Annotated in this window: 34 protein-coding genes, 1 tRNA gene and 1 pseudogene; 17 read left to right on the top strand and 19 right to left on the bottom strand. The window is 38.6% G+C overall.

The features are described 5' to 3' along the window. The first annotated feature begins 179 nt into the window (after nucleotides 1-179). From RV00_RS08195 to RV00_RS16405, 6 genes are all read left to right on the top strand, one after another. Nucleotides 180-539: a YxeA family protein gene (locus tag RV00_RS08195; RefSeq protein WP_071862109.1), complete on the top strand. Its 360-nt coding sequence runs from the start codon at nucleotides 180-182 to the stop codon at nucleotides 537-539. Between the two features lie 6 nt (nucleotides 540-545). Continuing rightward, nucleotides 546-1298, top strand: coding sequence for an ABC transporter ATP-binding protein (locus tag RV00_RS08190; RefSeq protein WP_071862108.1), 753 nt, complete (start codon nucleotides 546-548; stop codon nucleotides 1296-1298). A gap of 10 nt (nucleotides 1299-1308) precedes the next feature. Further along, nucleotides 1309-3108: an FtsX-like permease family protein gene (locus RV00_RS08185; RefSeq protein ID WP_071862107.1), complete on the top strand. Its 1800-nt coding sequence runs from the start codon at nucleotides 1309-1311 to the stop codon at nucleotides 3106-3108. A gap of 300 nt (nucleotides 3109-3408) precedes the next feature. Next, complete coding sequence (locus RV00_RS08180) at nucleotides 3409-5475, top strand: LTA synthase family protein (protein ID WP_071862106.1); 2067 nt, start codon at nucleotides 3409-3411, stop codon at nucleotides 5473-5475. A gap of 120 nt (nucleotides 5476-5595) precedes the next feature. After that, nucleotides 5596-5949, top strand: a complete 354-nt coding sequence (locus RV00_RS08175) for a DUF1622 domain-containing protein (RefSeq protein ID WP_071862105.1) — start codon at nucleotides 5596-5598, stop codon at nucleotides 5947-5949. 121 nt (nucleotides 5950-6070) lie between these two features. Beyond that, a tRNA-Sec gene (locus RV00_RS16405) sits at nucleotides 6071-6167 on the top strand. 269 nt (nucleotides 6168-6436) lie between these two features. Here RV00_RS16405 and RV00_RS08170 read toward each other — a convergent pair. The 8 genes from RV00_RS08170 to RV00_RS08145 all read right to left on the bottom strand — a co-directional run bounded on the left by RV00_RS08170 (nucleotide 6437) and on the right by RV00_RS08145 (nucleotide 10047). Further along, nucleotides 6437-7114: a type 1 glutamine amidotransferase gene (locus tag RV00_RS08170; RefSeq protein WP_071862104.1), complete on the bottom strand. Its 678-nt coding sequence runs from the start codon at nucleotides 7112-7114 to the stop codon at nucleotides 6437-6439. Between the two features lie 131 nt (nucleotides 7115-7245). Next, nucleotides 7246-7500 carry a VOC family protein gene (locus tag RV00_RS16930; protein WP_338070742.1) on the bottom strand — a complete coding sequence of 85 codons (255 nt, stop codon included), beginning with the start codon at nucleotides 7498-7500 and terminating at the stop codon, nucleotides 7246-7248. Continuing rightward, a complete protein-coding gene (locus RV00_RS16925; protein WP_338070741.1) occupies nucleotides 7494-7670 on the bottom strand; it encodes a VOC family protein in 177 nt (58 codons plus the stop codon). The genes RV00_RS16930 and RV00_RS16925 overlap by 7 nt, the downstream gene beginning before the upstream one ends. Before the next feature lie 78 nt (nucleotides 7671-7748). Further along, entirely contained in the window at nucleotides 7749-7895 is a 147-nt protein-coding gene (locus RV00_RS16400; RefSeq protein ID WP_169818938.1) for a hypothetical protein, read from the bottom strand. A gap of 123 nt (nucleotides 7896-8018) precedes the next feature. Further along, on the bottom strand, nucleotides 8019-8318 hold the full coding sequence (locus tag RV00_RS08160; RefSeq protein WP_071862103.1) for a hypothetical protein: 300 nt from the start codon (nucleotides 8316-8318) through the stop codon (nucleotides 8019-8021). A gap of 109 nt (nucleotides 8319-8427) precedes the next feature. After that, entirely contained in the window at nucleotides 8428-9072 is a 645-nt protein-coding gene (locus RV00_RS08155; protein ID WP_249024082.1) for a hypothetical protein, read from the bottom strand. Nucleotides 9073-9566: 494 nt separating this feature from the next. Then, entirely contained in the window at nucleotides 9567-9767 is a 201-nt protein-coding gene (locus RV00_RS08150; protein ID WP_071862102.1) for a hypothetical protein, read from the bottom strand. Between the two features lie 97 nt (nucleotides 9768-9864). After that, entirely contained in the window at nucleotides 9865-10047 is a 183-nt protein-coding gene (locus RV00_RS08145; protein ID WP_071862101.1) for a hypothetical protein, read from the bottom strand. A gap of 340 nt (nucleotides 10048-10387) precedes the next feature. On the opposite strand from RV00_RS08145, the gene RV00_RS08140 reads away from it, so the two are divergent. After that, entirely contained in the window at nucleotides 10388-10588 is a 201-nt protein-coding gene (locus RV00_RS08140; protein ID WP_071862100.1) for a cold-shock protein, read from the top strand. 126 nt (nucleotides 10589-10714) lie between these two features. Here RV00_RS08140 and RV00_RS16395 read toward each other — a convergent pair whose 3' ends face one another. The 4 genes from RV00_RS16395 to RV00_RS08125 all read right to left on the bottom strand — a co-directional run bounded on the left by RV00_RS16395 (nucleotide 10715) and on the right by RV00_RS08125 (nucleotide 12017). Then, on the bottom strand, nucleotides 10715-10882 hold the full coding sequence (locus tag RV00_RS16395; RefSeq protein WP_169818937.1) for a hypothetical protein: 168 nt from the start codon (nucleotides 10880-10882) through the stop codon (nucleotides 10715-10717). Beyond that, entirely contained in the window at nucleotides 10883-11071 is a 189-nt protein-coding gene (locus RV00_RS08135; RefSeq protein ID WP_071862099.1) for a hypothetical protein, read from the bottom strand. A 141-nt stretch (nucleotides 11072-11212) separates the two neighbouring features. Next, the gene (locus RV00_RS08130) at nucleotides 11213-11680 is read right to left on the bottom strand and encodes an ImmA/IrrE family metallo-endopeptidase (protein ID WP_071862098.1); all 468 of its coding nucleotides are present in this window, start codon (nucleotides 11678-11680) and stop codon (nucleotides 11213-11215) included. Continuing rightward, entirely contained in the window at nucleotides 11673-12017 is a 345-nt protein-coding gene (locus RV00_RS08125) for a helix-turn-helix domain-containing protein (protein ID WP_071862097.1), read from the bottom strand. The genes RV00_RS08130 and RV00_RS08125 overlap by 8 nt, the downstream gene beginning before the upstream one ends. 182 nt (nucleotides 12018-12199) lie before the next feature. Here RV00_RS08125 and RV00_RS08120 point away from each other — a divergent pair, with 182 nt between their 5' ends. The 3 genes from RV00_RS08120 (at nucleotide 12200) to RV00_RS08110 (ending at nucleotide 13844) form a co-directional block, all read left to right on the top strand. Next, entirely contained in the window at nucleotides 12200-12580 is a 381-nt protein-coding gene (locus RV00_RS08120) for a transcriptional regulator (RefSeq protein WP_071862096.1), read from the top strand. A gap of 309 nt (nucleotides 12581-12889) precedes the next feature. Beyond that, the gene (locus RV00_RS08115; RefSeq protein ID WP_071862095.1) at nucleotides 12890-13099 is read left to right on the top strand and encodes a BhlA/UviB family holin-like peptide; all 210 of its coding nucleotides are present in this window, start codon (nucleotides 12890-12892) and stop codon (nucleotides 13097-13099) included. Between the two features lie 121 nt (nucleotides 13100-13220). Next, the gene (locus RV00_RS08110; RefSeq protein ID WP_071862094.1) at nucleotides 13221-13844 is read left to right on the top strand and encodes a peptidoglycan amidohydrolase family protein; all 624 of its coding nucleotides are present in this window, start codon (nucleotides 13221-13223) and stop codon (nucleotides 13842-13844) included. A 235-nt stretch (nucleotides 13845-14079) separates the two neighbouring features. On the opposite strand, the gene RV00_RS08105 is transcribed toward RV00_RS08110, so the two are convergent. The 3 genes and pseudogenes from RV00_RS08105 to RV00_RS16870 all read right to left on the bottom strand — a co-directional run. Further along, complete coding sequence (locus tag RV00_RS08105) at nucleotides 14080-14808, bottom strand: class I SAM-dependent methyltransferase (RefSeq protein ID WP_071862093.1); 729 nt, start codon at nucleotides 14806-14808, stop codon at nucleotides 14080-14082. An 89-nt stretch (nucleotides 14809-14897) separates the two neighbouring features. Then, the gene (locus RV00_RS08100) at nucleotides 14898-15113 is read right to left on the bottom strand and encodes a hypothetical protein (RefSeq protein WP_071862092.1); all 216 of its coding nucleotides are present in this window, start codon (nucleotides 15111-15113) and stop codon (nucleotides 14898-14900) included. Between the two features lie 343 nt (nucleotides 15114-15456). Next, nucleotides 15457-15585, bottom strand: a pseudogene (locus RV00_RS16870) (Ltp family lipoprotein); the annotation flags it as partial. 531 nt (nucleotides 15586-16116) lie between these two features. Here RV00_RS16870 and RV00_RS08090 point away from each other — a divergent pair. Next, entirely contained in the window at nucleotides 16117-16548 is a 432-nt protein-coding gene (locus RV00_RS08090; RefSeq protein ID WP_071862090.1) for a universal stress protein, read from the top strand. 14 nt (nucleotides 16549-16562) lie between these two features. Further along, nucleotides 16563-16991, top strand: a complete 429-nt coding sequence (locus RV00_RS08085) for a universal stress protein (protein WP_071862089.1) — start codon at nucleotides 16563-16565, stop codon at nucleotides 16989-16991. A gap of 652 nt (nucleotides 16992-17643) precedes the next feature. Here the strand turns inward: RV00_RS08085 and RV00_RS16390 are convergent. Continuing rightward, nucleotides 17644-17790: a hypothetical protein gene (locus tag RV00_RS16390; protein ID WP_169818936.1), complete on the bottom strand. Its 147-nt coding sequence runs from the start codon at nucleotides 17788-17790 to the stop codon at nucleotides 17644-17646. Between the two features lie 240 nt (nucleotides 17791-18030). Between RV00_RS16390 and RV00_RS08080 the strand changes: the two genes are divergently transcribed. The 3 genes from RV00_RS08080 (at nucleotide 18031) to RV00_RS08065 (ending at nucleotide 20235) form a co-directional block, all read left to right on the top strand. Beyond that, a complete protein-coding gene (locus tag RV00_RS08080; protein WP_071862088.1) occupies nucleotides 18031-18753 on the top strand; it encodes a C39 family peptidase in 723 nt (240 codons plus the stop codon). A 74-nt stretch (nucleotides 18754-18827) separates the two neighbouring features. Next, the gene (locus tag RV00_RS08075; protein ID WP_071862087.1) at nucleotides 18828-19256 is read left to right on the top strand and encodes a universal stress protein; all 429 of its coding nucleotides are present in this window, start codon (nucleotides 18828-18830) and stop codon (nucleotides 19254-19256) included. Between the two features lie 229 nt (nucleotides 19257-19485). Continuing rightward, complete coding sequence (locus tag RV00_RS08065) at nucleotides 19486-20235, top strand: MerR family transcriptional regulator (protein ID WP_071862085.1); 750 nt, start codon at nucleotides 19486-19488, stop codon at nucleotides 20233-20235. Nucleotides 20236-20277: 42 nt separating this feature from the next. On the opposite strand, the gene RV00_RS08060 is transcribed toward RV00_RS08065, so the two are convergent. Continuing rightward, nucleotides 20278-20952, bottom strand: a complete 675-nt coding sequence (locus tag RV00_RS08060; RefSeq protein ID WP_071862084.1) for a hypothetical protein — start codon at nucleotides 20950-20952, stop codon at nucleotides 20278-20280. 130 nt (nucleotides 20953-21082) lie between these two features. Here RV00_RS08060 and RV00_RS08055 point away from each other — a divergent pair, with 130 nt between their 5' ends. Further along, nucleotides 21083-21346, top strand: coding sequence for a hypothetical protein (locus RV00_RS08055; RefSeq protein ID WP_071862083.1), 264 nt, complete (start codon nucleotides 21083-21085; stop codon nucleotides 21344-21346). Between the two features lie 446 nt (nucleotides 21347-21792). Beyond that, nucleotides 21793-22218 (top strand): universal stress protein, encoded by a 426-nt coding sequence (locus tag RV00_RS08050; RefSeq protein WP_071862082.1) that lies wholly within the window; start codon nucleotides 21793-21795, stop codon nucleotides 22216-22218. A gap of 46 nt (nucleotides 22219-22264) precedes the next feature. On the opposite strand, the gene RV00_RS08045 is transcribed toward RV00_RS08050, so the two are convergent. Continuing rightward, nucleotides 22265-22525, bottom strand: a complete 261-nt coding sequence (locus RV00_RS08045) for a hypothetical protein (RefSeq protein WP_071862081.1) — start codon at nucleotides 22523-22525, stop codon at nucleotides 22265-22267. Beyond that, entirely contained in the window at nucleotides 22512-22766 is a 255-nt protein-coding gene (locus RV00_RS08040; protein WP_071862080.1) for a DUF5960 family protein, read from the bottom strand. The genes RV00_RS08045 and RV00_RS08040 overlap by 14 nt, the downstream gene beginning before the upstream one ends. Nucleotides 22767-23063: the final 297 nt, after the last annotated feature.

The raw sequence follows: 23063 nt of genomic DNA, 5'->3' as shown, positions 1-23063 counted from the left end.
GCTTAGCTTAGAGAAATTTAAGTGAGCTAGTGTCAACACAGAATGGTTGAGACTAGCTTATTTTTTTGTCTATTTTTCAAAATGACAAAACTGTTAGGTGATGGACAGTTGATTCAATGGTTGGATTTATAGGGATTTTGTATAGTTAACGTAGAAATTGAAAAAAGGAGCAAATTAATATGAAAAAATTCTTGATTGGTTTAGTGAGTCTTATCGTAATCGGTTTTGTCGGTTTGCAGATCGCAGACAAAGTGATGTCCAGCGGCGATGCGTATTATGTTCAGATCACCACGGATGGTGAAAAGGTCAATGGAAAAGACGACAGCGGGAATCCCTATGTCGATTATAAATATGCGTTGCCTGGCTATGATGAAGAAGGCCACGAAAAGAAATTAGACTTTAACGCGTCGAAGGATCGTCCGCTACGCCGTGAAGCGTTCCTCAAAGTGACGTGGAATAAAAACAAAGGCGTGACTTCCTATGAAGAGGTCCAACAAAAACAACTGCCGAAAAAAGCGGCGGAAAAATTAGGAGTGTAACGTAGGATGGAAAAAATCGTAACAGTTAATGAAGTGAGAAAAACCTATGGTAAAGGGAACCAGAAAAAAACGGAAGCTTTAAAAGGATTGTCCTTTGAAGTAGAAAAAGGTGAATTTGTCGGCATCATGGGTGCATCAGGCTCTGGTAAATCAACCTTGTTGAATTTACTAGCGACCCTCGACAAACCGACGGCTGGCAAGATTGCCATCAATCAAGCGGATGTTACGAAATTATCCGGCAATCAGCTGGCAGACTTTCGTAGTCGTGAGATTGGTTTTATTTTCCAAGATTTCAATCTATTAGAAAATTTAACAGCAGCAGAAAATATCGCCGTGCCTTTGTCCCTTCAAGGAGTCAAGCCGAAAGAAATAAAACAACGGGTCAAAGTGATTGCTGAACGTTTGTCGATCAGTGAGATTTTAAGCAGTTATCCCGCTCAAATCTCCGGTGGGCAAAAGCAGCGGGTCGCAGCGGCGCGGGCCTTGATTACCCAGCCAACGATTCTTTTAGGCGATGAGCCGACGGGAGCCTTGGACTCAAATAGTGCTCGCGACTTGTTAGATACAATGGAAGAATTGAATCAACAGGATCAAGTTTCGATTCTATTAGTCACGCATGATCCTTTTTCAGCAAGTTATTGCCAACGAATTTTATTTATTAAAGACGGCGTGATCTATCAAGAGGTCAAACGCGAAGATCAAACACGGGATGCTTTTTATCGCCAGATTTTAAGTATTCTCGGAAATCTGGAACAGTAGGAGGAGTTCGATGCTTTTAAAATTATCACTTGCTGGGATCAAGGGCCGTTTGCGTGACTACATTGTGCTTTTCTCTGGTCTAGTCATGGCTTCGGCGATCTTTTATATGTTTGAATCATTAGCAACGAATGAAGTCTTTCTACAACAAAATTCGATGGTCAGCTCCGTGGTCTTTATTTTTCACCTAGGGACGGTACTACTGTCGATTATTACCTTCGTCTATATCTTATATGCCAATTCCTTTTTAATGACGATGCGTCAGAAAGATTACGGCATGTTCATGATGCTGGGAGCAAAAGGCCGGAAGATTGCTCAACTGATCTTCGTGGAAACCTTTGTCGTCGGTGTCGCAGCAACAATTGTCGGTATTTTAATAGGTTTAGGTCTGACAACGATCGTGGAAAAACTGTTGACGAAGCAGTTAGAAATTGCCATCACGCATTTTTCAGCAGTCAATAGCAAGGCTATAGTGATCACCTTGATCTTTTTTGCCATCATCTTTTTATTGGCGGCGATCGTCAATGCGGTCATGATCGTGAAAAAACCAGTCCTTTCAATCTTGAAAGCCAGTGAAACACCGGCACCAGCAAAACGCAAAAAAATCACGTTATTCTTAGAAGCCATTTTTGGCATCGCCCTATTGGCAATGGGTTATGTTATGATGACCTTAGTGACGAAGCTAGCCATTGCCGCATTAGTAATCGCGTTGATTACGATCGTGGCAGGAACGTATTTTGTCTTCCACGCTGTGCTGATTTTCATTTTAAATTTATTGAAGCAAACCGATTCGTTAGCCTTGAAGGGTTTGAATAATTTTACCTTCTCACAATTAAGTTTCCGTATTCAAGACTACACGCGCATCTTGTCGTTAGTGGCAATGCTGTTTGCCTTGGCGTTAGGAGCGATCACAGTCGGCCTTGGCTTTAGAAACGAAATTCCTAAAATGACCAACCAAACAACCGCTTACGACTTGATCTTAAACGATAGCCAAAAAATCGTGGCGGATAAAATCGAAGCGTTGAAGCCAACCTTAAATGCGACTTATCAACAAAAAGAGACCGACACGACTGTCTATTATGACAAGACGGAGTTTGATCGGACGCCTTTACAAAATAAGGAATTTGTTGATAATCATAGTACTAAAACAGTGCGTTATTCAGGTGAAGAGTTAGCCAAGGATGTTACAAAGCAAGATGCGTTGCGGCAATTAGAATTGCCAGAACAAAAAACCAAAGAGCATCAATTGGTTTCACCGGAAGCTTTCGCTGCAGTCCAAGGCAAAGCAAGTACGTTGCAAGTGGTTCAGGTCAAAGATTTTATGACCGAGAAAGAAGCCTTACAAAAATTAGCAGCTCAAAATTATAAAAACAACCCAGCTCTAGAGCAAGAAGGCGGCTTTACACAAAAGGCAACAATATATGAAGTCTTTAACTCTTTATTCTCTGGCTTTGAATTTATGGGCTTCTTCTTAGGAATCGCCTTTCTGACAATGTTGGCCAGCTGTTTGATGTTCAAAATCCTATCAGGTGCTAAAAGCGACGTTCGACGTTATACTATGTTAGAGAAAATTGGGACACGGCGTCAGTTATTGACCGCTTCAATCCGCAAAGAAATTGGGGTCTTGTTCTTAGTTCCAGGATTATTAGGAGTTGCTCATGTTTTGTTCGGGCTACAAATGTTTACAACGCTGTTAAGTGAACCGTATAGTAATATCTGGGTACCATTCTTGATTTTCTTTGTTTTATACTTTGTTTATTACTTGCTGACGATTTGGATTTATACCGGAATCGTTATGAAGCGAGAAGCTTAAGCAGATGTGACAGAAGCAATTTGTTTATCCATAAAATCAGAACGACACCGGTATCCGGTGTCGTTCTTTTTGTTATTTTATAGCAAATTCTTAAGAATGTGAATTTTTTATGTCTAAGAAAAATTTTAGTTGACCTGAAAAAGCAACGCCGGGCGCGGATTTTCGATTAAATTTTGAAAGTAAATCCGGTATTTTTCTGAAATTTATAAAATTACGCCGGAATCACCTATTCTGACGGTATTTTTTTTAAAATCTGCTATAGTAGATACGGACAATTTAATAAAGAAAGAAGTGTTCCGGATGGACCGGGTAAAAAAAGCTTTTACGAATCGTTGGCTGATTCTGTTAACGGTCAGCGTATTATTTTGGACAAAAACTATCTTCGCGTATTACGTCGATTTTTCATTAGGCGTGCAAGGATCGGTGCAATATTTTATTTTGTGGATCAATCCGATCGCCACGACTTTGTTGATCTTTGGTCTGTTTCTTTATGTTAAAAAGATCAAGCCAGCCCTAATTTTCTTATTTTTACTAGACCTGCTGAATACGGTGATCTTGTATTTGAACGTGATTTTCTATCGTGAGTTCACTGATTTTGTGACGATCAAATCGGTCTTAGGTTTCTCAAAGGTCTCGCAGGGAATCTCCGGCAGCTCCTTTGCCTTGATGAAGGTGCATGATGTGTTATATTGGATCGATCTGCTGGTATTTTTAGGCATCTTGATCTACATTTTCGCGAAAAGAAAAGAAATCGTCAGCAAACCGGTCAAAAAGACCTTCGCGATTGCGATCAGCTGTTTGTCGGCCTTGATTTTTTCCGTGAATTTATCCATGAGTGAAGCCAATCGGCCGCAATTATTACAACGGACCTTTGACCGCTCGTATATCGTTAAATACCTCGGTTTAGACGCCTTTACGATTTATGACGGGATCAAGACAGAACAGACCAACAGTGTGCGGGCTCACGCCTCAAGCAACGGTCTAACGGATATTTTGAAATATACGAAGCAACATTATGCGGCGCCTGATCCAAGTAAATACGGCATCGCTAAAGGTAAAAATATCATCGTGATCCACTTGGAAAGCTTCCAACAATTTTTGATCAATATGAAGGTAGATGGTCAAGAGGTCACGCCATTCTTAAACAGTATTGGAAATGACAATAAGCAGACCTTAGCTTTTGATAACTTTTTCCACGAAGTTGGCCAAGGGAAGACGAGTGATGCTGAAAATATGTTAGAAACCGGAACATTCGGTTTGCCGCAAGGTTCACTGTTCACGCAACTAGGCAATGACAATACCTTCCAAGGGGCACCAGCCATCTTGAACCAGCAAGCCGGTTATTCAAGCGCCGTGTTCCACGGAAATGTCGGCAGCTTCTGGAATCGTGACCACGTTTATAAAAATCTAGGCTATCAAAATTTCTTTGACCGTTCGTATTTCAACGCTTCGGATGAAAGCCTAGGCTACGGTATCTTGGATAAAGATATGCTGAAGGAAACCGTGGGACACTTAGAACATTTGCAACAGCCTTTCTACTCAAAATTCTTGACGGTCACCAATCATACGCCTTATCTAACCGATGATAAGAACTTTAATTTCCCATCATTGAAGACCGGCGACAGTACCGTCGATGATTATGTGCGGACGGCTCATTATTTGGATGAATCTTTGCGTCAGTTCTTTGATTATTTGAAGGCTTCTGGCGTGTACCAAAATTCGATCTTTATGATTTACGGCGACCACTTCGGGATCTCCGACAGCAACAATAAAGATCTAGCAACAGCCTTAGGCAAAGATCCAACGACTTGGAGTAAATTTGATGACGCGCAAATGCAGCGGGTGCCATTGATGTTCCATATCCCTGGTTATACCGGCGGTGGAATCCAGCACCAATACGGCGGCGAGATCGATGTCTTGCCAACCTTATTACATTTAGTCGGCGTGGATAGTCAAAAATATATCCAGTTCGGGACTGATCTGTTTTCACCAAAACACGACCAAACCGTCGCCTTTAGAAATGGTGATTTCGTTTCGCCAAACTATACTGAGCTAGGCGGTCAAACATATGATAATAAGACCGGCCAAGTCGTTGATCCGAAAGCCCTTGGCATCGCACCAACGATTGACGCGGAACAAAAACAAGTCAAGCAAGCCTTGAGCCTGTCAGATAAGTTGAACCAAGAGAATCTCTTGCGCTTCTACACACCAGCAGGCTTCACGCCGGTTGATCCGAAGAAATACGATTATCATGATTTAGATCAGAAAAATGCCGCCATCGAAAAACAAAAGGGCGCGCAATCAACCAGCATTTACTCGAAGAATGGCAACAAGACCACAGCAGCCTTGTATCCGCCAATTCAGTAAGCCAAAAGCAATCTCGTTTTTACGGGATTGCTTTTTGTTTTACGTCGAACACAGCGAATTAATTGCCTTCAAGGAATTTTCTTCGTATGATTGATGTATCAAGGAAGCAGGTGAGAGGCGATGGCAATGATCGAAAATATGATCCAACATTTTTTTCAACCAATCGTATTATTGTTAGACGTTCTGTCGATCGGGATCATTATCGTAGGGGCGTTTCTTGCCTTTATCAAACTTATTCCTCGCAAAAACGGCAAAGTTTTTCCATCGATCTTGCAGAAGAATAAATATATCAAAGCTTACTTAGGCAGCTATATCTTATTGAGCTTGGAATTTCTGATCGTGGCCGATATCATTGAAACGATCGTCAATCCAACCTTCCAAGACATTCTCAAATTGGCTTTGATCGTGTTGATCTGTACGGTGATCTCGTATTTCTTGAATAAGGAAATCAACGAAGTAACGGATGAGCAATAGGAGTTTGCAACAGTAATTTTAAAAAGGAGAGAAGAACCCAATCAACGGGAATTTCTCTCCTTTTTTTGCAGGAAATTGTTATTGATTACTAAGTAAAGTAATGGTATGATTATCTTGTTTCGGGAGTGGATGGGTTCTGGTGTTCCCTCTGGTCTTCAAAACCAGTATGAGGAGTTAAGAGCTTCTTGGGTGAGTTCGATTCTCACACATTCCCGCCAATATGAAATGTATATCCGCTAAACGTTGATGTGATGCCAATCATGACAATGTTTAGCGGATTTTTGTTTACGCTTATAAAATGAAGAGTTGAAACTTGAGATTAAACTTTTATATTCACAATACAATTTCATAAGGGTCATCATGCCGTTCATATAAGGAGCTAAGCTATGATGGCGATTTAATCATTGAAAGTTCGGTAAATTGGAGCAATCAACTAATTTTCAATGGCAAAAAAGCTATCAAATAAATGATAGCTTTAGCGAATGAATTATTTATTTCTAGTGATAAAGTCTAGCAGCGTAAACATAACATCTCGATTTTCGACCGGAAAAGCTGAATCAATTATATCTTTTGCACTTTGTTTTAAAGAATTATTGTCTGCTGGATAAGACGAATCGTTAACGGCTATTTCACGGACATCATCGGCCTTTGGTTCGAAATGAAATTGTAATCCTAGAACGTTTTCGCCTAACAAATAACCTTGGTTCCTAACTAAGTCACTACTGAATAGATGAATAGCATCTTCAGGTATTTCAAACATTTCTTCATGCCAATGTAGAGCAGTTAATTTGTTGGGGATACCTTCAATAATACTATTTTCAAGATAAACAGGAGCCCATCCAACTTCTTTATGGGGTGCTTTCGTTACGCTATATCCTAACGTTTTGACAATTTGTTGGGCGCCATAACAAGCGCCAAAGATTGGAATATGTTTTTCAAGTAGTTCTTTGATAAGCGTTCGCTCATTCTTGATCCAATCTATATTATCGTTGGGGCTCATTGGGCCACCTAAAATGACAAGCATATCAGTTTCATCAGCTGTAGGAAGCACATCATTAAATTGATAGGGATGATAGATATACATTTCATGCCCATTTTTTTGGGACCATTCTTGAATAGAGCCAGGTCCTTCATTAGGAGTGTGCTGCAAAACGTTGATTCTCATAGAAATCCTTTCACTCGACGGCAATGTTGGGATTAGGTATCGCCTGCAATTACCTACTAATATGGTGCATTATAGAGTAAGGAGAATTGTAAGTCAATTTACGCAATTGGAGGCAATCAAAAAAGTAGAAGCTAAAAAAAGCGCTGAGTCATACCATGATTGTCACTAAATTGGATTAGATCCCATAGATTTCCATACAGATCTTTAAATACGGCAACTTTTCCATAATCGGCTTTTTTTGGAGGGCGAACAAATTCAATTCCTTTTGCAACGTAATTGCGATAATCACGATCAAAATCATCGGTTGCCAAAAATAGAAAAACTCTGCCGCCAGCTTGGTTCCCAATGAAGTTTTTTTGTATGGGCTTGGAAGCTGTTGCTAACAAGATAGTTGTTCCGGTTGAATTGGGCGGGGGGAGATTACCACCCAGCGTTTCTCTTGCTCTGGCTGATAGGTGTCTTCGATTAATATGAAGCCCAATTTATTTGTGTAAAAAGCAATCGCTTCATCGTAATCATTTACGACTAAGGAGATGTGAGCAATAGTTTGTTTCATAGTGAGGCTCCTTCATAAAATTTTATCAAACGAATAATAGCATAGCCGGCTAATCATATTTACAGTGAAAAATCCCGCTTATTTATATACAATCATTGCGCCTAGATAAAATAGAGAACCAGTAAACTGTATTTCAATAACTTCTATATCGGTTGAAGCCAAGAATGCAGCGATTTTGTTGTCTAACCCATTTTCTGTGAATGACGTAAATGTTTTTGTTTTCATATGAGGCCTCCGAATCGTTTACTTTAACTATACGCTCCTGAATAAAAATACGAAACCAATTTTAAAGTTTATTTACTCAACCTATCAAAAAATACAAGAGATTCCTCTCTTGTATCATCTGTCCTAGTTATGCGCAAAATAATCATCGAGGTACGTTTTTATGGCCGCGAAATCTTTCGTCATAAACAATCTTGCGGGTACTTTGATGATTGGTAACTCATTTTCGTTCTCGAAAGGCGTGAATGGGTCGGGAACAACTAAATAATCCACCGTGTCTTTGTCACGAATGTAATTGATGGAGACATCATAATCGTTTGAGAAGTATTCTTTTAAATCTTCGTTATTTTTAAGTAATGGAGCAGCAGAAATGGAACCATAGTTTATTCCAGTACTGACAGTCAATACAAAACATATTTTCTTCATAATAAATCCCCCCTAGAACTAATCATAAAGTTATGTAAGCGTTTTGTAAACAATAGATTTGATAGCTAAAAAAAACAGCTATGATTAGCTGTCGAAATTGGCTGAAATTTTAAAGAATGAGGGCAAGAGCAATAAGCAGATAGCTTTTTTTAAAGTCCTTTTTGACTAATACAAAGAGTGTTCCTGTTAGTAAAGAAAAGAAAATCGCGAATAAGCCGCCGGAAAAGCCTTGAAGCAGAAAATGAATCAGTCCCCACGTTAACGCTAGAAAAAATCCTCCACTGGGAAGATATGAGGGAAGTGAGAATTGGCCTTCAAAGAATGCTTGACCAAAACAAATCGTTAGTAGGATCAGCCCGCTCTCGGCAAGATAATAGATGATTCTCATGATCAAGGCCAACACACTCTTTTGAAGATCACCGTGAAACTCAACTAGCGGTTTGAACCCTTGGAAGAGGATCGAAGTAACAAGGATCAAAAGTATAAAAATTGCTCCAACCATGATTAAACGTCTTTTATCTAAGTGAACATGTACGTTTACTGGGTCAAATGAAAATTTTTTATTGGCATAATGCAATATCAAATAACTAGCGATGAACCACAAAGCAGCCGTCAATCCCGCATGTAAAGGAATCGAAGGGCTTACGTTGAAGATGTTCAAGAGGACCATCAGGATCAATTCTAAACTAAAGCCGGCAAAACTATACAATCCTAACCACAGAAATTCGATTGGAGCCGCTTTTTTATTATTCAACAGAGCACCCACCCTTTCAAAGAATCAGTATAGCATAAATTTAACGGATTAATGATAAAACAATTAAAAAAAGATGTGTAAGTCAACTGCGTAAGGATTATTCTTCAGCTGAGGAAGGGTCGTTTAAGATGTAAAACAAGAGATTCCTCTCTTGCTTCATTATAGGTAGTTATCAAATAATCAGAGATAGCAGCCTCGATCACCACAAAATCTTTCATCGGAAAAAACTTATGGGTATTTTGATTACGGGAGGCTTATTTTGATTGTAAAAAGGGGTAAGTAGTTCGGTCACGGATAAACCAGACCATTTGTCTTTGTCTCTGGTGTCATTAAGTGAACATCGTAGCACTTGAGAAAACTTTGTTCAAATCCTGATTCCTTCTGATACGGGGTCTAGAGAAGAGTGAGGCAACGTTTCTTTCTGATAGCTTAGTATTAAAAAAGTTTCAACAGAGCTTTTCAAACAAAAAAAGAGGCTAGGCCTCTTAAAAATCCTAAAATTGAAAGACAAAGAAACAACTGTAGGCGACATATAGACAACAAAGCGCAAATGCCAAACTGCCCCAGAGACCCAGCATGATAAAGCCCGAAGTGCTCTCATTTCCTTTTTGTCTGATCGTTGTGAAGGTCCGTTTCGTTATGAAGAACTGCCAACCACTTAGTAATAAAAAAAAGCCACCAATCGCGTAACTCATCTCAATCACTCCTTTAGATAATTATACTACTTAGTGATAGCGCTATCAACAGAATCTCTTACATCTGTCCGATAGCAAAAAGAACGTGATTCGTCGATTAGTTTGAAAGAAATCCTTCAATCATTCCCAAGAGCATCGGCATCAATCCACTGATAGAAACTAAGATCAGAGCAATCTTTTGAAGTAAGGTTAGTTTTTTAAAATCGCGATAAAAAGCGTAGACCATAATTAAAATCCCTACACTCGTTAGGAAACTGAACAAAATATACAATGTTTGCATGTTTTTGTACCTCCGTCACCATAAATTCTAGCAAAAAAAGGTGGGGAGGGGAAGACTATTAATGAAGACGAAGAGTTAAATGACTTTTTTATGGAAGGCGTCTTGATCATTTAGCTATGGACTTTGTAAGTTTTATTAAAGGAAAGCGTTTGCTTTTTAACTGTTGCTACTAATTAACCGATTTAGGTAGCAATTTGTTCGAAGGCATGTTAAAGTAACAAAGTAATCGATTTTGAAATGTGATTTGAGCCTAGATATTTAACCGTATTAATCTCCTTTTACTATCAACAATTAATTGCAAATAAGAACGTACTTTGATACGTATCAGGAGGAAATATTTATGAATAACGGTACTGTAAAATGGTTTAACTCAGACAAAGGTTTTGGCTTTATCACTGGTGAAGATGGAAATGACGTATTTGCACATTTCTCAGCTATCCAAGGCGACGGCTTCAAAACTTTAGAAGAAGGTCAAGCAGTAACTTATGATGTTGAAGAAGGCCAACGTGGACCTCAAGCAACTAACATCGTTAAAGCTTAATTAGATAAACTATAAACCGTCTCCTCCTAGGGACGGTTTTTTTTATAGTCCGGGGAAGGTACTTCTGGACCACTGTTTATTCGCAAAGGAGCTGGGACATTTTTATAGTCCCAGCTCCTTTTTGGCTTATTCGGTAGCTTTATTTTTAGCTAACGCATCATATTTCTCAGCTTTTTCTTTCAAGTCTTCCATATATTTTTCAAATTCTTCGATTGAATCGAAACCATATTTCTTTTTGATATAAGTGATGACAGGCATTCCTTTATCAAAATCCTTTTTTAAATTTTCTAACATTCAATCAGCTCCTTTTTTTGATTTAAATAGCGATTCATCGGCGGAGGAGTAATAATCAGGATTCAATCCATCTTCATCACTCACACCCAATAGTGAAACTAGCATCGGACTAAAACCTAAAATACCTAACAAGATGACGAGGGGAATAAAGAAGCGCTTTTTTTGAAATAATGCTTGTTTGTTCTTCATTGCTGGTTCCCTCCTACAAAGTCGAATTAAGTTTTTTGCGGAATATTTAGGAAAGCTAGGTGCAAGAGAATCAAGATAGGGACATCGTTTGTCATTGTTAGTATTCTTTTATTGCAAATTCAGCGACCAAAAAATAAACCATCATTCACAGAACTCATAGACGCCAATGGTTCCGTCGGCAGCAAAAATAATCCGATAGTTTTGATAATCGATCCCACTTGGATATAACTTTTTATAAGTCTTGATCGCTTGTTCAAAAGAATGTCTCGTAATTTCTAAGTAGTCGGCGCATTCCCAAACGTTAGTAAAGTGTTCTTTGTAGCAATCAATAATATCTTGGAGGGTAACTATTAAAGTTGATCCAAGATCCCGTGCTTTTTGTTCTTGTTTTCGTTTTTCGTTAGTGTCTTGGGCAGTGATGTCGCCTGAAGTTGTAAGATAGTGAGCAATTTCTTCTGCGACGGTACTGGTCAGCTCAGCGGATGTTTGTCGGGGATTTAAGTAGACATAATCATCTACAGATAAACCTTTTTGACCATCTGGCATTTCAGGATCGAATATATAGTGAATGCTCTGAAAATGAGCCATCAATTTCTCTACTTTATCCATGAGTTCTATCCTTCTTTGCATGTTTCTGTTTAATAAAGTCAATATAATTTAGAATATCCTCCATTTGTTCATCTGTTACTTCGTCATCAATATGAGCAGCTATGCTCATTTGTTTGGTAGAAAAAGTGGGGCTTCTTTTTTCCTCACGGCCATGCAGATAGTCCAAAGAGACTTGGAAAAAATCAGCAATCTTATTTTGTGTTTCAATATCTGGAGTCCGTTTTCCTTGTTCGTAAGCAGCGTAGGTTGTTTTTGCGATCCCTAATTGCGTAGCCATATCCATTTGTGTCAGGTGCGGGTTTCGTTTTCTTAATGCTTTGAGTTGTTTAGCGAACATCGCCACCATTCCTTTCATCTTTATAGTAACACGTAATGTATCTTTTTTGCACATAAAACAGATAAAATATCATTATATGAATTTACAAAGCATACGTAATGTATTACCATTAATCTACAAATAGATTTTACCTGATTTAAAAAAAGTATTACGAATGGTTATATCTTTTAGGGGGAGAGACGATGGAGAAATGGAAGAAGGATTATCTAAAAGAAATTTTGAAAGATTATCCTAAAATGGAAGATTACTACTTAGAAAGAAAAGCAAAGTTACTTCTTCATAATAATCAGCAATCTAATAAAGAACTTAAAGACAAAAAGCTTCTAATTTCAATTTCACTGGATCGGCAGCTGATTAATTTAGAACGCAATCAAAAAACAATTTCATTGTGTCTGAATCAGGCGACAGAAGAAACGAAAGAGATCATCAAACGACTTTATATGTCTGAAAAACAAAAAGTAAATCTTGATTTAGTCGCCGATCAAGTTTTTTTGAGCAAACGCCAGGTCATTCGTTTACGTGATGCATTTTTTGAAGAGTTAGCTGAACATCTAGGAATCTGATGTCTTTTTTTCGGCAACAAAACAAACATACGTTCGTATATAGTGTAAATAGATCAAACAGAAAGGAATGAAAATCATGAGTAAACATACACTTAATTTGAAATAGGGAGGGAAGCACATTGATGTGCTGATGGTGGGAAAAGCAGTGTGTTTTTTTAGAGAAGATAATTTTGTAAAAAGATTTTTTTGGCGGAGGAATGGCTTTAGCATTGATAGAGTGTGTGATCAACGATTGTTTCAACCAATTCTTTTGAATGAATAAGATCATCATGCAACTACATGAATAGTTTTTAGGAAAGCTGGTGAAAAATGGAAAACTTTATTTCAACCTTTCTTAATAATTCTGAAAGTATCGGATTTCCAGTGCTTTTTGTATTTCTCTTAGCTTGGGTGATGAAGCAAAATAATTCACGAGAAGAACGCTACTTGAAAATGATCGATGATTTGACGGAAGCACTTAAACAAGTTGAGAAAATTGAAACAGCAGTAAATCGGATACAGGGAAAATTTGGAGAATAGGATGCTCATTTGACGAAGCGAACAGTGTTACAAGAATCAATTAATATTTGTGAATGTAATTTACCAGAGTAAGGTCTCAATAACTATAATTTTTCAGTAAAAAGCAGAGAGGGGTGAAAAAATGGGCGATATAAATAAAATGATTCAATGGATGAAAGATCGTGAAGGGAAAGTGACTTACAGTCAAACGTCGCGTTTAGGTCCGCATAGTTACGATTGTAGTTCTGCTGTATATTTTTCGTTGATTGCAGGTGGCTTTATTCCAGCTGGAAGTATGGGATGGACTGGTTCACTGCATGACACGACGTTACCACCTATTACAACAAAGATAGCTCGTTCTGAGTGTCGAAAAGGGGATATCTTTGTATCAAAATACTGGGCAAATGACGGTCATACAGGTATTTTCATCGACAATAGTACAATTATTCATTGTTCATATGGCCGGAATGGTATTTATACCACTCCGGCAGCAGGCGGATACATGGGTTATGAACCTATTGAGTATTATCGGCTAAAAAACACAAGTGGAGAAGAATCATCTAAAAAGAAAGGGGGAGATGTCATGTTGTTATTCAAATCAAATAGCAAAGTTTATTGGTTAGTAGGAAATCAATATACTTATGTTCAAAATCCTACGGACTTAGAAAAGATCAAAGGTATGATGAAGCAAGCAGGCTATGATACATGGGAACATACAAATTCTACACAAGTTAATTACATCAAAAAAATTGCGACTGAAAAATAAGGTTGTATTGAAAATGAAAACTGTTGGAAGAAATCATGGGCCAATGAACATAACCGTTTAATAAGACCTATACAGGTTCGTTTAAGAAAGATCAATAATTTGATAATACTTGGACAGAAAATGGCGAAATGTGGAAAACTATTGCGCAATGATTGATCAAGCGCAATTTCCAACAAAATAATATAAAGCCCTCAACTTAGCCGAAACCATTTCGGTTAAGTTGAGGGCGATTTAGTTATTCCTTCTCCGCCTTTACAATCAGCATCATCGGGCGGCGCATTTCGTCTTTCATGCCAGGGATATCCCACATATTCTTCGGTGGTGCGGGTTCTACGATCCGTTTGAGCTGAAAGCCATTTGTTAATAGGCTATCCAGATAAGTAGTCAATGTCCGATGGTATTTGGTGACATTCGCGCCTAAAAAATGAGCGGTCCGTTTTCCTTCATAAAAATAATTATCCACTGGAAAGTGAGCAATCGCTCCTTTTTGATCGTAAATCCAATCTTGGGTTCCTTCTGCAGTAAAAATAGGATGTTCTACTGAGAAGATTAATTGCCCAGTTGGAGCCAACCATTTGGCGATGTTTTTCGCTAGTGTAGTGAAGTCCTCAATATAATGAATCGCTAATGAACTGAGAACAATATCAAAACTTCCAGCTTCAAAGTCCACTGTATCGATACTATCGTGGAGATAGACCACGTTTGTGAAGCTATTTTTCTGACGAGCGACCGCCAACATTTTTTCTGAAAGATCAACTCCGACGACAGATGCTGCACCATGCTCGGCAGCATATAGACAGTGCCAACCATAACCACAGCCAAGATCCAAAACTCGTTTGTCTTTAAAATCGGGTAGTAAGGCTTTCAAAGTCTGCCACTCACCGGCACCTGCCAGCCCTTGTTGGCTGCGCGCCATTTGACTATAGCTTTCAAAAAAAGCATTATTATCATAAATATTTTTCATTGTATTTTCCTCCATGTAATTGATAGTTGTTTTTAAATTACATGGAGACAGTCTCTTTTATGAGCAATCATAGAGTGACCCCGCTTTCATTATATTTCATTCATCCAATACGTTCGATCAATCGGTTCAACAAAAATTTCTAGATCGACACTTTCGTTTTCCGCCAAATAGGTGATGCCGTGGATCAATAGAAATTTATTTGGTTCTTTGATTTGTAATGTGTCGCCGACATGAGGAATTAAGGAAAGAGCAATCGTTTTTTCCTCTTTACTATTGATGATATTTTTTAAATTGGCTTTATACATACTGCTGCCTCCGATCACTTTGTAAACACTTTAAGTTTAACACAGGATACGGAAGTAGAACGGAAAAATAAAAAAAAGACCGTCATGGAATGAACGGTCAACAAGTGAAAAAAACAAATTATATAAAGGAAGGGCATAGCCCATACTTGTACTATAATGGGAAAGGGCTTTCCGTGCAATTATTTTGCTTAGCAGTCAAATATAAAAGCCGTCGCAGGGCAACGACGGCTGGAGTCCTGGGAAGGAACTCGGATAAACAAATGAACTATTCTTACCTTAACGGATTGAAAAAAAAGATTCAAGAATAATGCTCAAAAAATCTCAGTATAAAAGCGGATTATGGCAAATTTTGTATAGCATAGTTCGCTTCTGTCGCAGTAAATTTTTCACCGTATTCCGAGGTTAGCTGATCATAAATGCCTGCTTTTGACATGTGCATCCTGTCAGAATAACTTTTGGCGCTTCTTAAGGCGGAACAATAGTCCGAGGGAACATCTGAAGCAGATTCCTTCGCGGGTTGAGAGGACTCAATCGTCTCCAATTCTACTAGTGTATCTGCCGGTGTTTCCGCTTTAGTCGGAACGGCCTTGGGAGCGGCTTCAATTTCAGCTGTTTCTTGTTGTATATCTGGTAAAACCGAACTTTGAGTCGTGTCCTCACCAAGATTTTCCTGTTCTTCAGCGCCCAGACTAGCTGCCAACCCACTAACGATTAAGAGTAAGACAACTCAAAAACTGACTTGCTTGTAAAAAGGCTTCTTCATTTTTCGCTGATAATTTTGTCGATTGTTAGCCGAAAATTTCTTTTTTATCCTGACGCCTCTTTTATTTTATCATTCAATCTTAGCAAATAATAATTATTTTTAATTTTAAGAACGCTTGTTATTGGCGGATGATGTGATATTTATTTAGAAATAATTGTTATCGAATTTTTTTATGAAAAGGTGATTTCGTTTCACAGATTCTTGCTTTTCCTTTATAATTTAATTAAGGAGGCGGTTACAATGATTAGTAAATACAAAAATATTCTAGTGGCAATCGACGGGTCTGACCATTCTGAGCGGGCCTTTGATGAAGCAGTTGAAGCGGCCAAACGTGATGATGCAAAACTGAATGTTATTTCAATCATTAACGACAGTGAACTCTCCACCAGCGCTTTTTCTTTCAGTAAGCTTTATGCAGCGGAAAAAGAGCAAATAGAAAAAGATTTATTGAAAAAAATTCAAGACGCGTCTCGCAGGGAATTAGAGAATGTAGAACCTTTTGTAGAGCTAGGAAGTCCAAAAGAAAAGATCATTGATTTTGCAAAAAACAATGAGATTGATCTGATTTTTTTAGGTGCTACCGGAAAAGGTGAGATTCGTTTGTCACGGATCGGCTCTACAGCGGCGTATGTGGTGAACCACGCACCTTGTAGTGTAACAGTCATTCGATGAAAGAAGGGGAAAAGATGAACAGTCGGTACAAAAATATTATGGTGGCGGTAGATGGCTCAGATCAATCTGAAGGAGCTTTTTTTGAAGCAATCGGAGCTGCTAGAAGAAATGATGCGAAATTGTATGTGGTCCAAGTCATTGATGATTCGAGTATTTTAATGAGCTCTGCCCAACCGATGGACGATATTTTGTCCGAAGAAACCAAGCGGGCCAAACAATATTTAGCAAAGCTGGCAGAACGCGGCCGCTATCAAAATATGGAATTAGTTCAATACATCGGCAATCCCAAACGGGCCTTAACAGAAGAACTGCCACAGCAATATGACATTGATTTGATCTACGTCGGTGCCACCGGTAAAGGTCGCTTCCAACGTCTATTAGTCGGTTCAACCACTGGATATATTGTGAATCATGCCCCTTGCAATGTGATGGTTGTGAGATAGAGAGACATTGACGAAATTTTTTTCGTCAATGTCTTTTTGTGAGGTGAAAAAAACAATCTAGGAATGACCTAGCTACTTTTCTTGTAATTATCTAGGTCATGAGAAAGTATTTTAGACACAAAAAGGCACCTACCGTGGATTCACAGCAGGTGCTTTTAACGCACATTCGCGTCTATCATTGATCAGTCACTCCTAATTCGTATTAAAGGAATCATTTTTACAAAAATGAATTCTACTCTCATCACGTATACCATTCAACTAAACATTTGACTCCATGATTTATAGAAAATCATAAAATTGCATCACAGCTGAGTAAACTGCAAAGAGTTGAACTGGCATCCTAATTCGTATTAAGGAATTCATTTTTTCCCAAAATGGATTCTATTCTCATCACGCATACCATCCAGCTAAAGGTTATCAATAGGGCTAACTCCTAGATGAGTAAGTATTTTTCCAAAAGCATGAAATATACACCTATTGTCGTTTCTCATACGATTCAACTAATCGCATTGAAATACGAAATTGAATTCGCAAAGTTGGACTGGCATCCTAATTCGCATTAAGGGATTCATTTTTGGCAGACAAGGATGCTAGTCTTATCCTGTCTGTCTTTTCCGCTTAGCAAAAGATACGGAGTAAATGAAAGTCCAAATTAATTTTTTTGTAATTCTTGGACGGCTTGTTCAATTGTTACGCCAGTTGCCACATGATTTCTGTCTTTTTTATCAAAAACGATAAAAAGATTTAAATCCGTGTCTAGAGTGACGCGATATTGTACTTCTGTGTTATAGAATGTCATAATTCATTCTCCTTTCTTGTATTGACGAAAGGCAACTATCACGTTGATAACGAAATTCCACCTATTAATATAACACAAACTTCAAGTTTTCACTAACAAAAAGTTTGTAAAAAAAGGTTAAATTGGAAGCGGAATAGGTTAAGATAGGCTAAAATTTCTGGCAGCGAGGTCGTTTTCTTTGTCCATTTGCCGATTTCCACTTACACTTCTCTTTTGATAATAATTTTTAATTAGGTGGAAATGATGAAAAAGATTTTACGCACACTGGTGGTGCTACTGATTCTGGCGGGTGCCGGCTATTTTCTTGTTAAAGCAAGCACCAGCGGTTTTGAAGAATTAGAACAGACTCAGCAAAAAGAAAAAATCAAATTAGATGTTCCATTGGAAGATCAATTTGATGGAGATGCTTTAGATAATGGTTGTGAAGTTACAGCGCTTTCGATGTTGCTGCGTTACTATGGCTATCACACGACAAAAAATGAACTGGCGAATGAGTTAGATTATCAACCGCTATACACCGAATCAGGCAATCACGGTGATCCTCATTTGGGATTTGTTGGTGATATTACTGGCGGCGATGAAGCGATGGGTGTGGCGGTGGAGCCGATCGCGAAATTAGCCAAAAAATATGTTGGCGACGAGTATCAAGTGATCGCTAATGAAAAAACGTCCTTTAATAAAGTGATGGATATCGTTGCCAGCGGAAAGCCTGTTTGGATCATTGCAACGGTTGATTTCCAAGTACCGACGAACAATGATTTTCTGCTTTGGGAGACGGACCAAGGCAGCAGCTACGTAACGCCCTTGATCCATTCAGCAGTTATCACTGGCTTTGATCGCGAAAAAAAAGTGGTGTATGTCAACGATCCCTATGGTTACAAAAATCGCAAAGTCCCTTGGTCTGAGATGAAAAGGGTCTATCAAGAGACCGATCAGCAATCGCTATACTTGAAAAAAGCCTAATAAGACTGATCGTCAAAAAAAGGCTTACAAAAAGTCACTGGCTTGTTATACTAGAATTAAAGGGGGAAGGCAGAATGAAAGAACGCTATGATAATATTCTTGTTGCGATTGACGGTTCTCCGCAAGCCCACCAGGCTATGATGGAGGCGGTTGAAGCCGCAAGACGAAACAATGCTCGTCTGTATCTCGCGCAAATTGTAAATGACAGTGGTTTATTAGTAAATAGTGCGACGCCTGTGTCCCAAATTATCTCCGAAGAAAAAAAAGCTGCGTGTGAAGCGCTAGAACGAGAAGCTGCGGCAATTGATTATTACAACAAACAAATCATTACCGCTGTTGGCAACCCCAAAAGGTTAATCGCTTTTGACCTGCCAAAAACGTACAAAATTGATCTGATCTATATGGGTGCCACCGGAAAAGGCGCACTTGAACGAATTCTAGTTGGTTCTACGACGACCTATGTAGTCAACAACGCCCTTTGCAATGTCATGGTAGTTAAGTAAATACAGTCACAGGAGCTGGGACATTAATTTGTCTCAGCTCCTATTTCCGTATAAACGGTGTGACAGAAGTAGCTTCTTCGGAAATAAGCCGAAATTTCTTGAAGCTGAACACTTCTTTCCCAACCTCTTTTTATTTCTCTTGACCTTCTCGTTACGTAAAGGTGTAAGATCAATGTGTCAGGCGGATGAAGCCGTTGAAATAAGTGATCAGATAGGATGGATAAGATAGATGAATTACACAATCAAGCAAATGGCGGAAATGTCAGGTGTCAGTGCACGGACCCTGCGATTTTATGACGAACGGTCATTATTGAAGCCGGCCTTTTTAAGTGAAGCGGGCTATCGTATCTATACTGAAAAAGAAATTGATCGGCTGCAGCAGATTTTATTGTATCGTTCGCTGGGGCTGCCCCTGAGAACAATCAAAGAAATGGTGGACCGACCTGATGAAAAAATTCAAGCGACCTTAATCGAACAAAAAGTTCAATTAAAGCAGAAACGGCAAGAGCTGGATCAGCTATTAAATGTGCTTGAAGACACCCTACGTTATTATCAAGGAGAGATCAATATGACAAATGAAGAAAAATTTCAAACTTTTAAAGCAGAGAAATTAGCAGAAAATGAAGCGCAGTATGGTACTGAGATTCGCGAGCACTATGGTACAGAAGCAGTCGCAGCCTCCAACGAAAAATGGCAAGGTATGCGTGAAGCAGACTACCAAAAAATGCAAGGGATCGAAGCGGAATTACTGGAAAAACTGTCGGACTATTTAGCCACACCCAATCAACAGCTAGGCAAAGAAATCGCAGCGCTACACAAGGCATGGCTGCTGTTCAGTTGGAAGGAATACTCCAGCGCGGCCCACAAAGGATTAAGCGAAATGTATCTAGCAGATGAACGTTTTACGCGCTACTATGATGAAAAAAGTGGCATCGGCGCAACGGAAGCTTTGTATCAAATCATTCAACAATATGCATAATCAGCAAATAAACCGACCTCATTAATGATTAATGAAGTCGGTTTATTTTTTAGCAAGCGAACGCAATGACCGTCGTGCTTCAGGTGCAAATTCTTTTTCGCGTAATAATAATTCTTTGCTTTGCGGAAATGCCGAAAAACAAATCACTAATTTCCACTGAATCAATGGCTGATCAATCATCGTCTTTCTGACTTTTAGTAGTCGTTGATAAGTTTCTGTGGTGGCTAAGGACGGCTGATAAAAAGCCATATAGCCAATCGCATCCAGGATTTCACTTAACTGCAAAACAGAAAGGTTTTCTAGTGCAGCTAACAGGGTGCTAAAAATTGCCGGCTGCATCCGGCCTAGTGAACGAGCAATCAAATCGCGTGGTAAGGGAAACGATTGCTTTTTTGACGGCGGGATCGGCTGGCGATGTTGGTTGTTGCCGATCCGTGCTAGGTAGGTGATCATTTTTTTGGCGGTTTCTTGATCACCGCTTTCCAGCTTTTTTGTAATCGCTAAACGGGTGTATAAGGCTTTTTCAACTTGTAACTTTTTTAACAAGATATCTGTAGTTTCGGGTGTCAGTAGCAGCAGTTCAGCGGCAACAGAACGCTGCCAAGCTTCTTCTGAATAGAGGAGTTCTAGCAATTCATTTTCTGATTTTTTTTGGTAAACTGCTACATAGTCATCGTTTATCTGGCCTCGTATTTTTCGTTGTAAATCCTTTTTCATTTGATCACCTCAAAAAAAGTATAGCAGATTCTAAGTAGCGTTGATAAAATATTTTTGTGTTTTAGTTCACAAAATCGTTGCTTTATTAGATTGGCTATGCTATCATCAAAAAAAAGAAGAGGTGATGGGAATGAAAAAAGTAGTTGCGAATCCTGTTGAATTAAGAGATGCTATTCGTTGTGAGAAGAAGACTATTTCAATCACGAGCGGCTTTGCAAAAATGATTGAACCGTTGATTGCGTCTCAAACAAAAAGCACTCAGCAAGCAAAAGAGTTACCAACCTTTGTTAAGCTGGCTTTAGACCCACAAACAATGAATACCCTTTTTACTTCATATCAAGTAGAACAGCAAGATGAAGTCAAAGGCTTAGAATTAAAATACGTAGGAGTTTAATTTTTTTACTCGTATTTGTGAAAAAAATATCGAAGTGTTTAAGCAAGCTTGTAACGAAAAAGTTGTGAGCTTGTTTTGTTTAGCCTTTTTCTATTTAAAAATAACCATTTATATTATGTTTAAATGGGATAAAAAGAAAAATATCTGAGATGATATAGCTAAAAAATTTAGTAACATCGTGAATAAATTTAAAAATGTTAAAAAAACAATTTCTAAAATCACCAAAAATAGAAAGAAATCTGGTAAAATATGATTATGAGGAAGACCTCTCTCAATCTTTCTTAGCTAGTCGAATGACTAGCATCCCCTTTAAGTGCCTTGGTCCCCAAGGTACTTTTTTTATTTGCCTTTTGATCAAAGGGCAGACATCTGTTTGGAAAGCGCTTTATAATTTCTGTACAAATGAACCGTTTTATGGATACAATGGAGTAAAGGGAGGTCTTATTATGAAAGAAGCATACAAAAATATTTTAGTTGCAGTTGATTCATCTGATCAGGCCCGAAGAGCATTTCAAGAGGCAATCGAGGTAACCCGTCGGAACGAAGCGCATTTGCATATTTTAATTGTCGCAGATACCAATCGACTTGGTGCGGAGCCCTATGCGGTGGACCATATTATGAAAAACGTTAATAAAGCCGCAAACGCTGTAGTCGAATCACTAGAAGAATTGCTTCCGCCAGATATCACTCATACTTCAGTTATTGATGAAGGCAATCCCAAAGCGACTATCGTTGCTTATGCTGAACAAGAAAAAATTGATTTGATTATTATGGGGGCCACGGGGACGGGAACTTTTTCACGTTTATTGCTAGGATCCACTACCGCTTATGTTGTCAATAATGCCCCTTGTAATGTCATGGTTGTCCGTTAAAAAAAGAATAAAAGAAAGGACACGCCGGGTGTATTGGCGTGTCCTTTTAGCTGACTGATTGATAGCGTTCAAAATCAATCATTAATTTTGTTTTTCCTAAAACGGCGTACTTAGCAACAATTAATTGCCCTCGTTTGTTCCGCGTACCCGTTACTATAAGTTTCATTCCATCTTCTACATCGGCCAAAAAATTCAACGAATGACTAGCGATCAAGCAGTTGGTCTCTGCCAAACGAAAATAGACTAATGGATGTTGAGAATACTGGATGATTTTTAATTTTGAGACGGTTCCTTTAAGTGTGTCCATCGGCCTTCCTCCTCGTGTGAATCCCTTTAAAAACGAGTTCGTCGTCAATCCGTTCAAATTGAAAACAAATATCTTTTTTGCGACCGGACTTTTTGGCAGGCATGATGAAATAATCACGCTCTTCGGCATCCATTTTTTCAGTTATTTGATTTAGAAACAGTGCTAAAGGAAGAGAGTCTTTGGCTAAAGAATCATAAGTTCGATAAAATAATTCAACAGAATCTGGACTAATCATAGACATGCTTATCACCTCAAAATCATTATACGAACATTTGTTCGAAAAGTAAAGACGTACTGCTTAAAAGTTTGTCATCTTAAGATACGCAAAATTTACTCAAAACAAAAAAAGAAACCTTCGTCTTAACGAAGGTTTCTTAACGATAATAGTATCAGAATAAAATGAAGCCAAGTCCGATACAAAGCCAAAAAAGCAGACAAAAACCGATAGCTAACCGATAAACGATATATCTTGGCTGACGGTAGAGACAGCTGTAAAATTTTTTCATTAAAACAATCCTTTTTGAGTTGTTGACTGATC

Origin of the sequence: Enterococcus devriesei (assembly GCF_001885905.1) — a bacterium.
GTDB lineage: Bacteria > Bacillota > Bacilli > Lactobacillales > Enterococcaceae > Enterococcus_A > Enterococcus_A devriesei.
The sequence above is the reverse complement of the archived record's forward strand: the minus strand, read 5'-3'. Positions and strand labels throughout refer to the sequence as shown.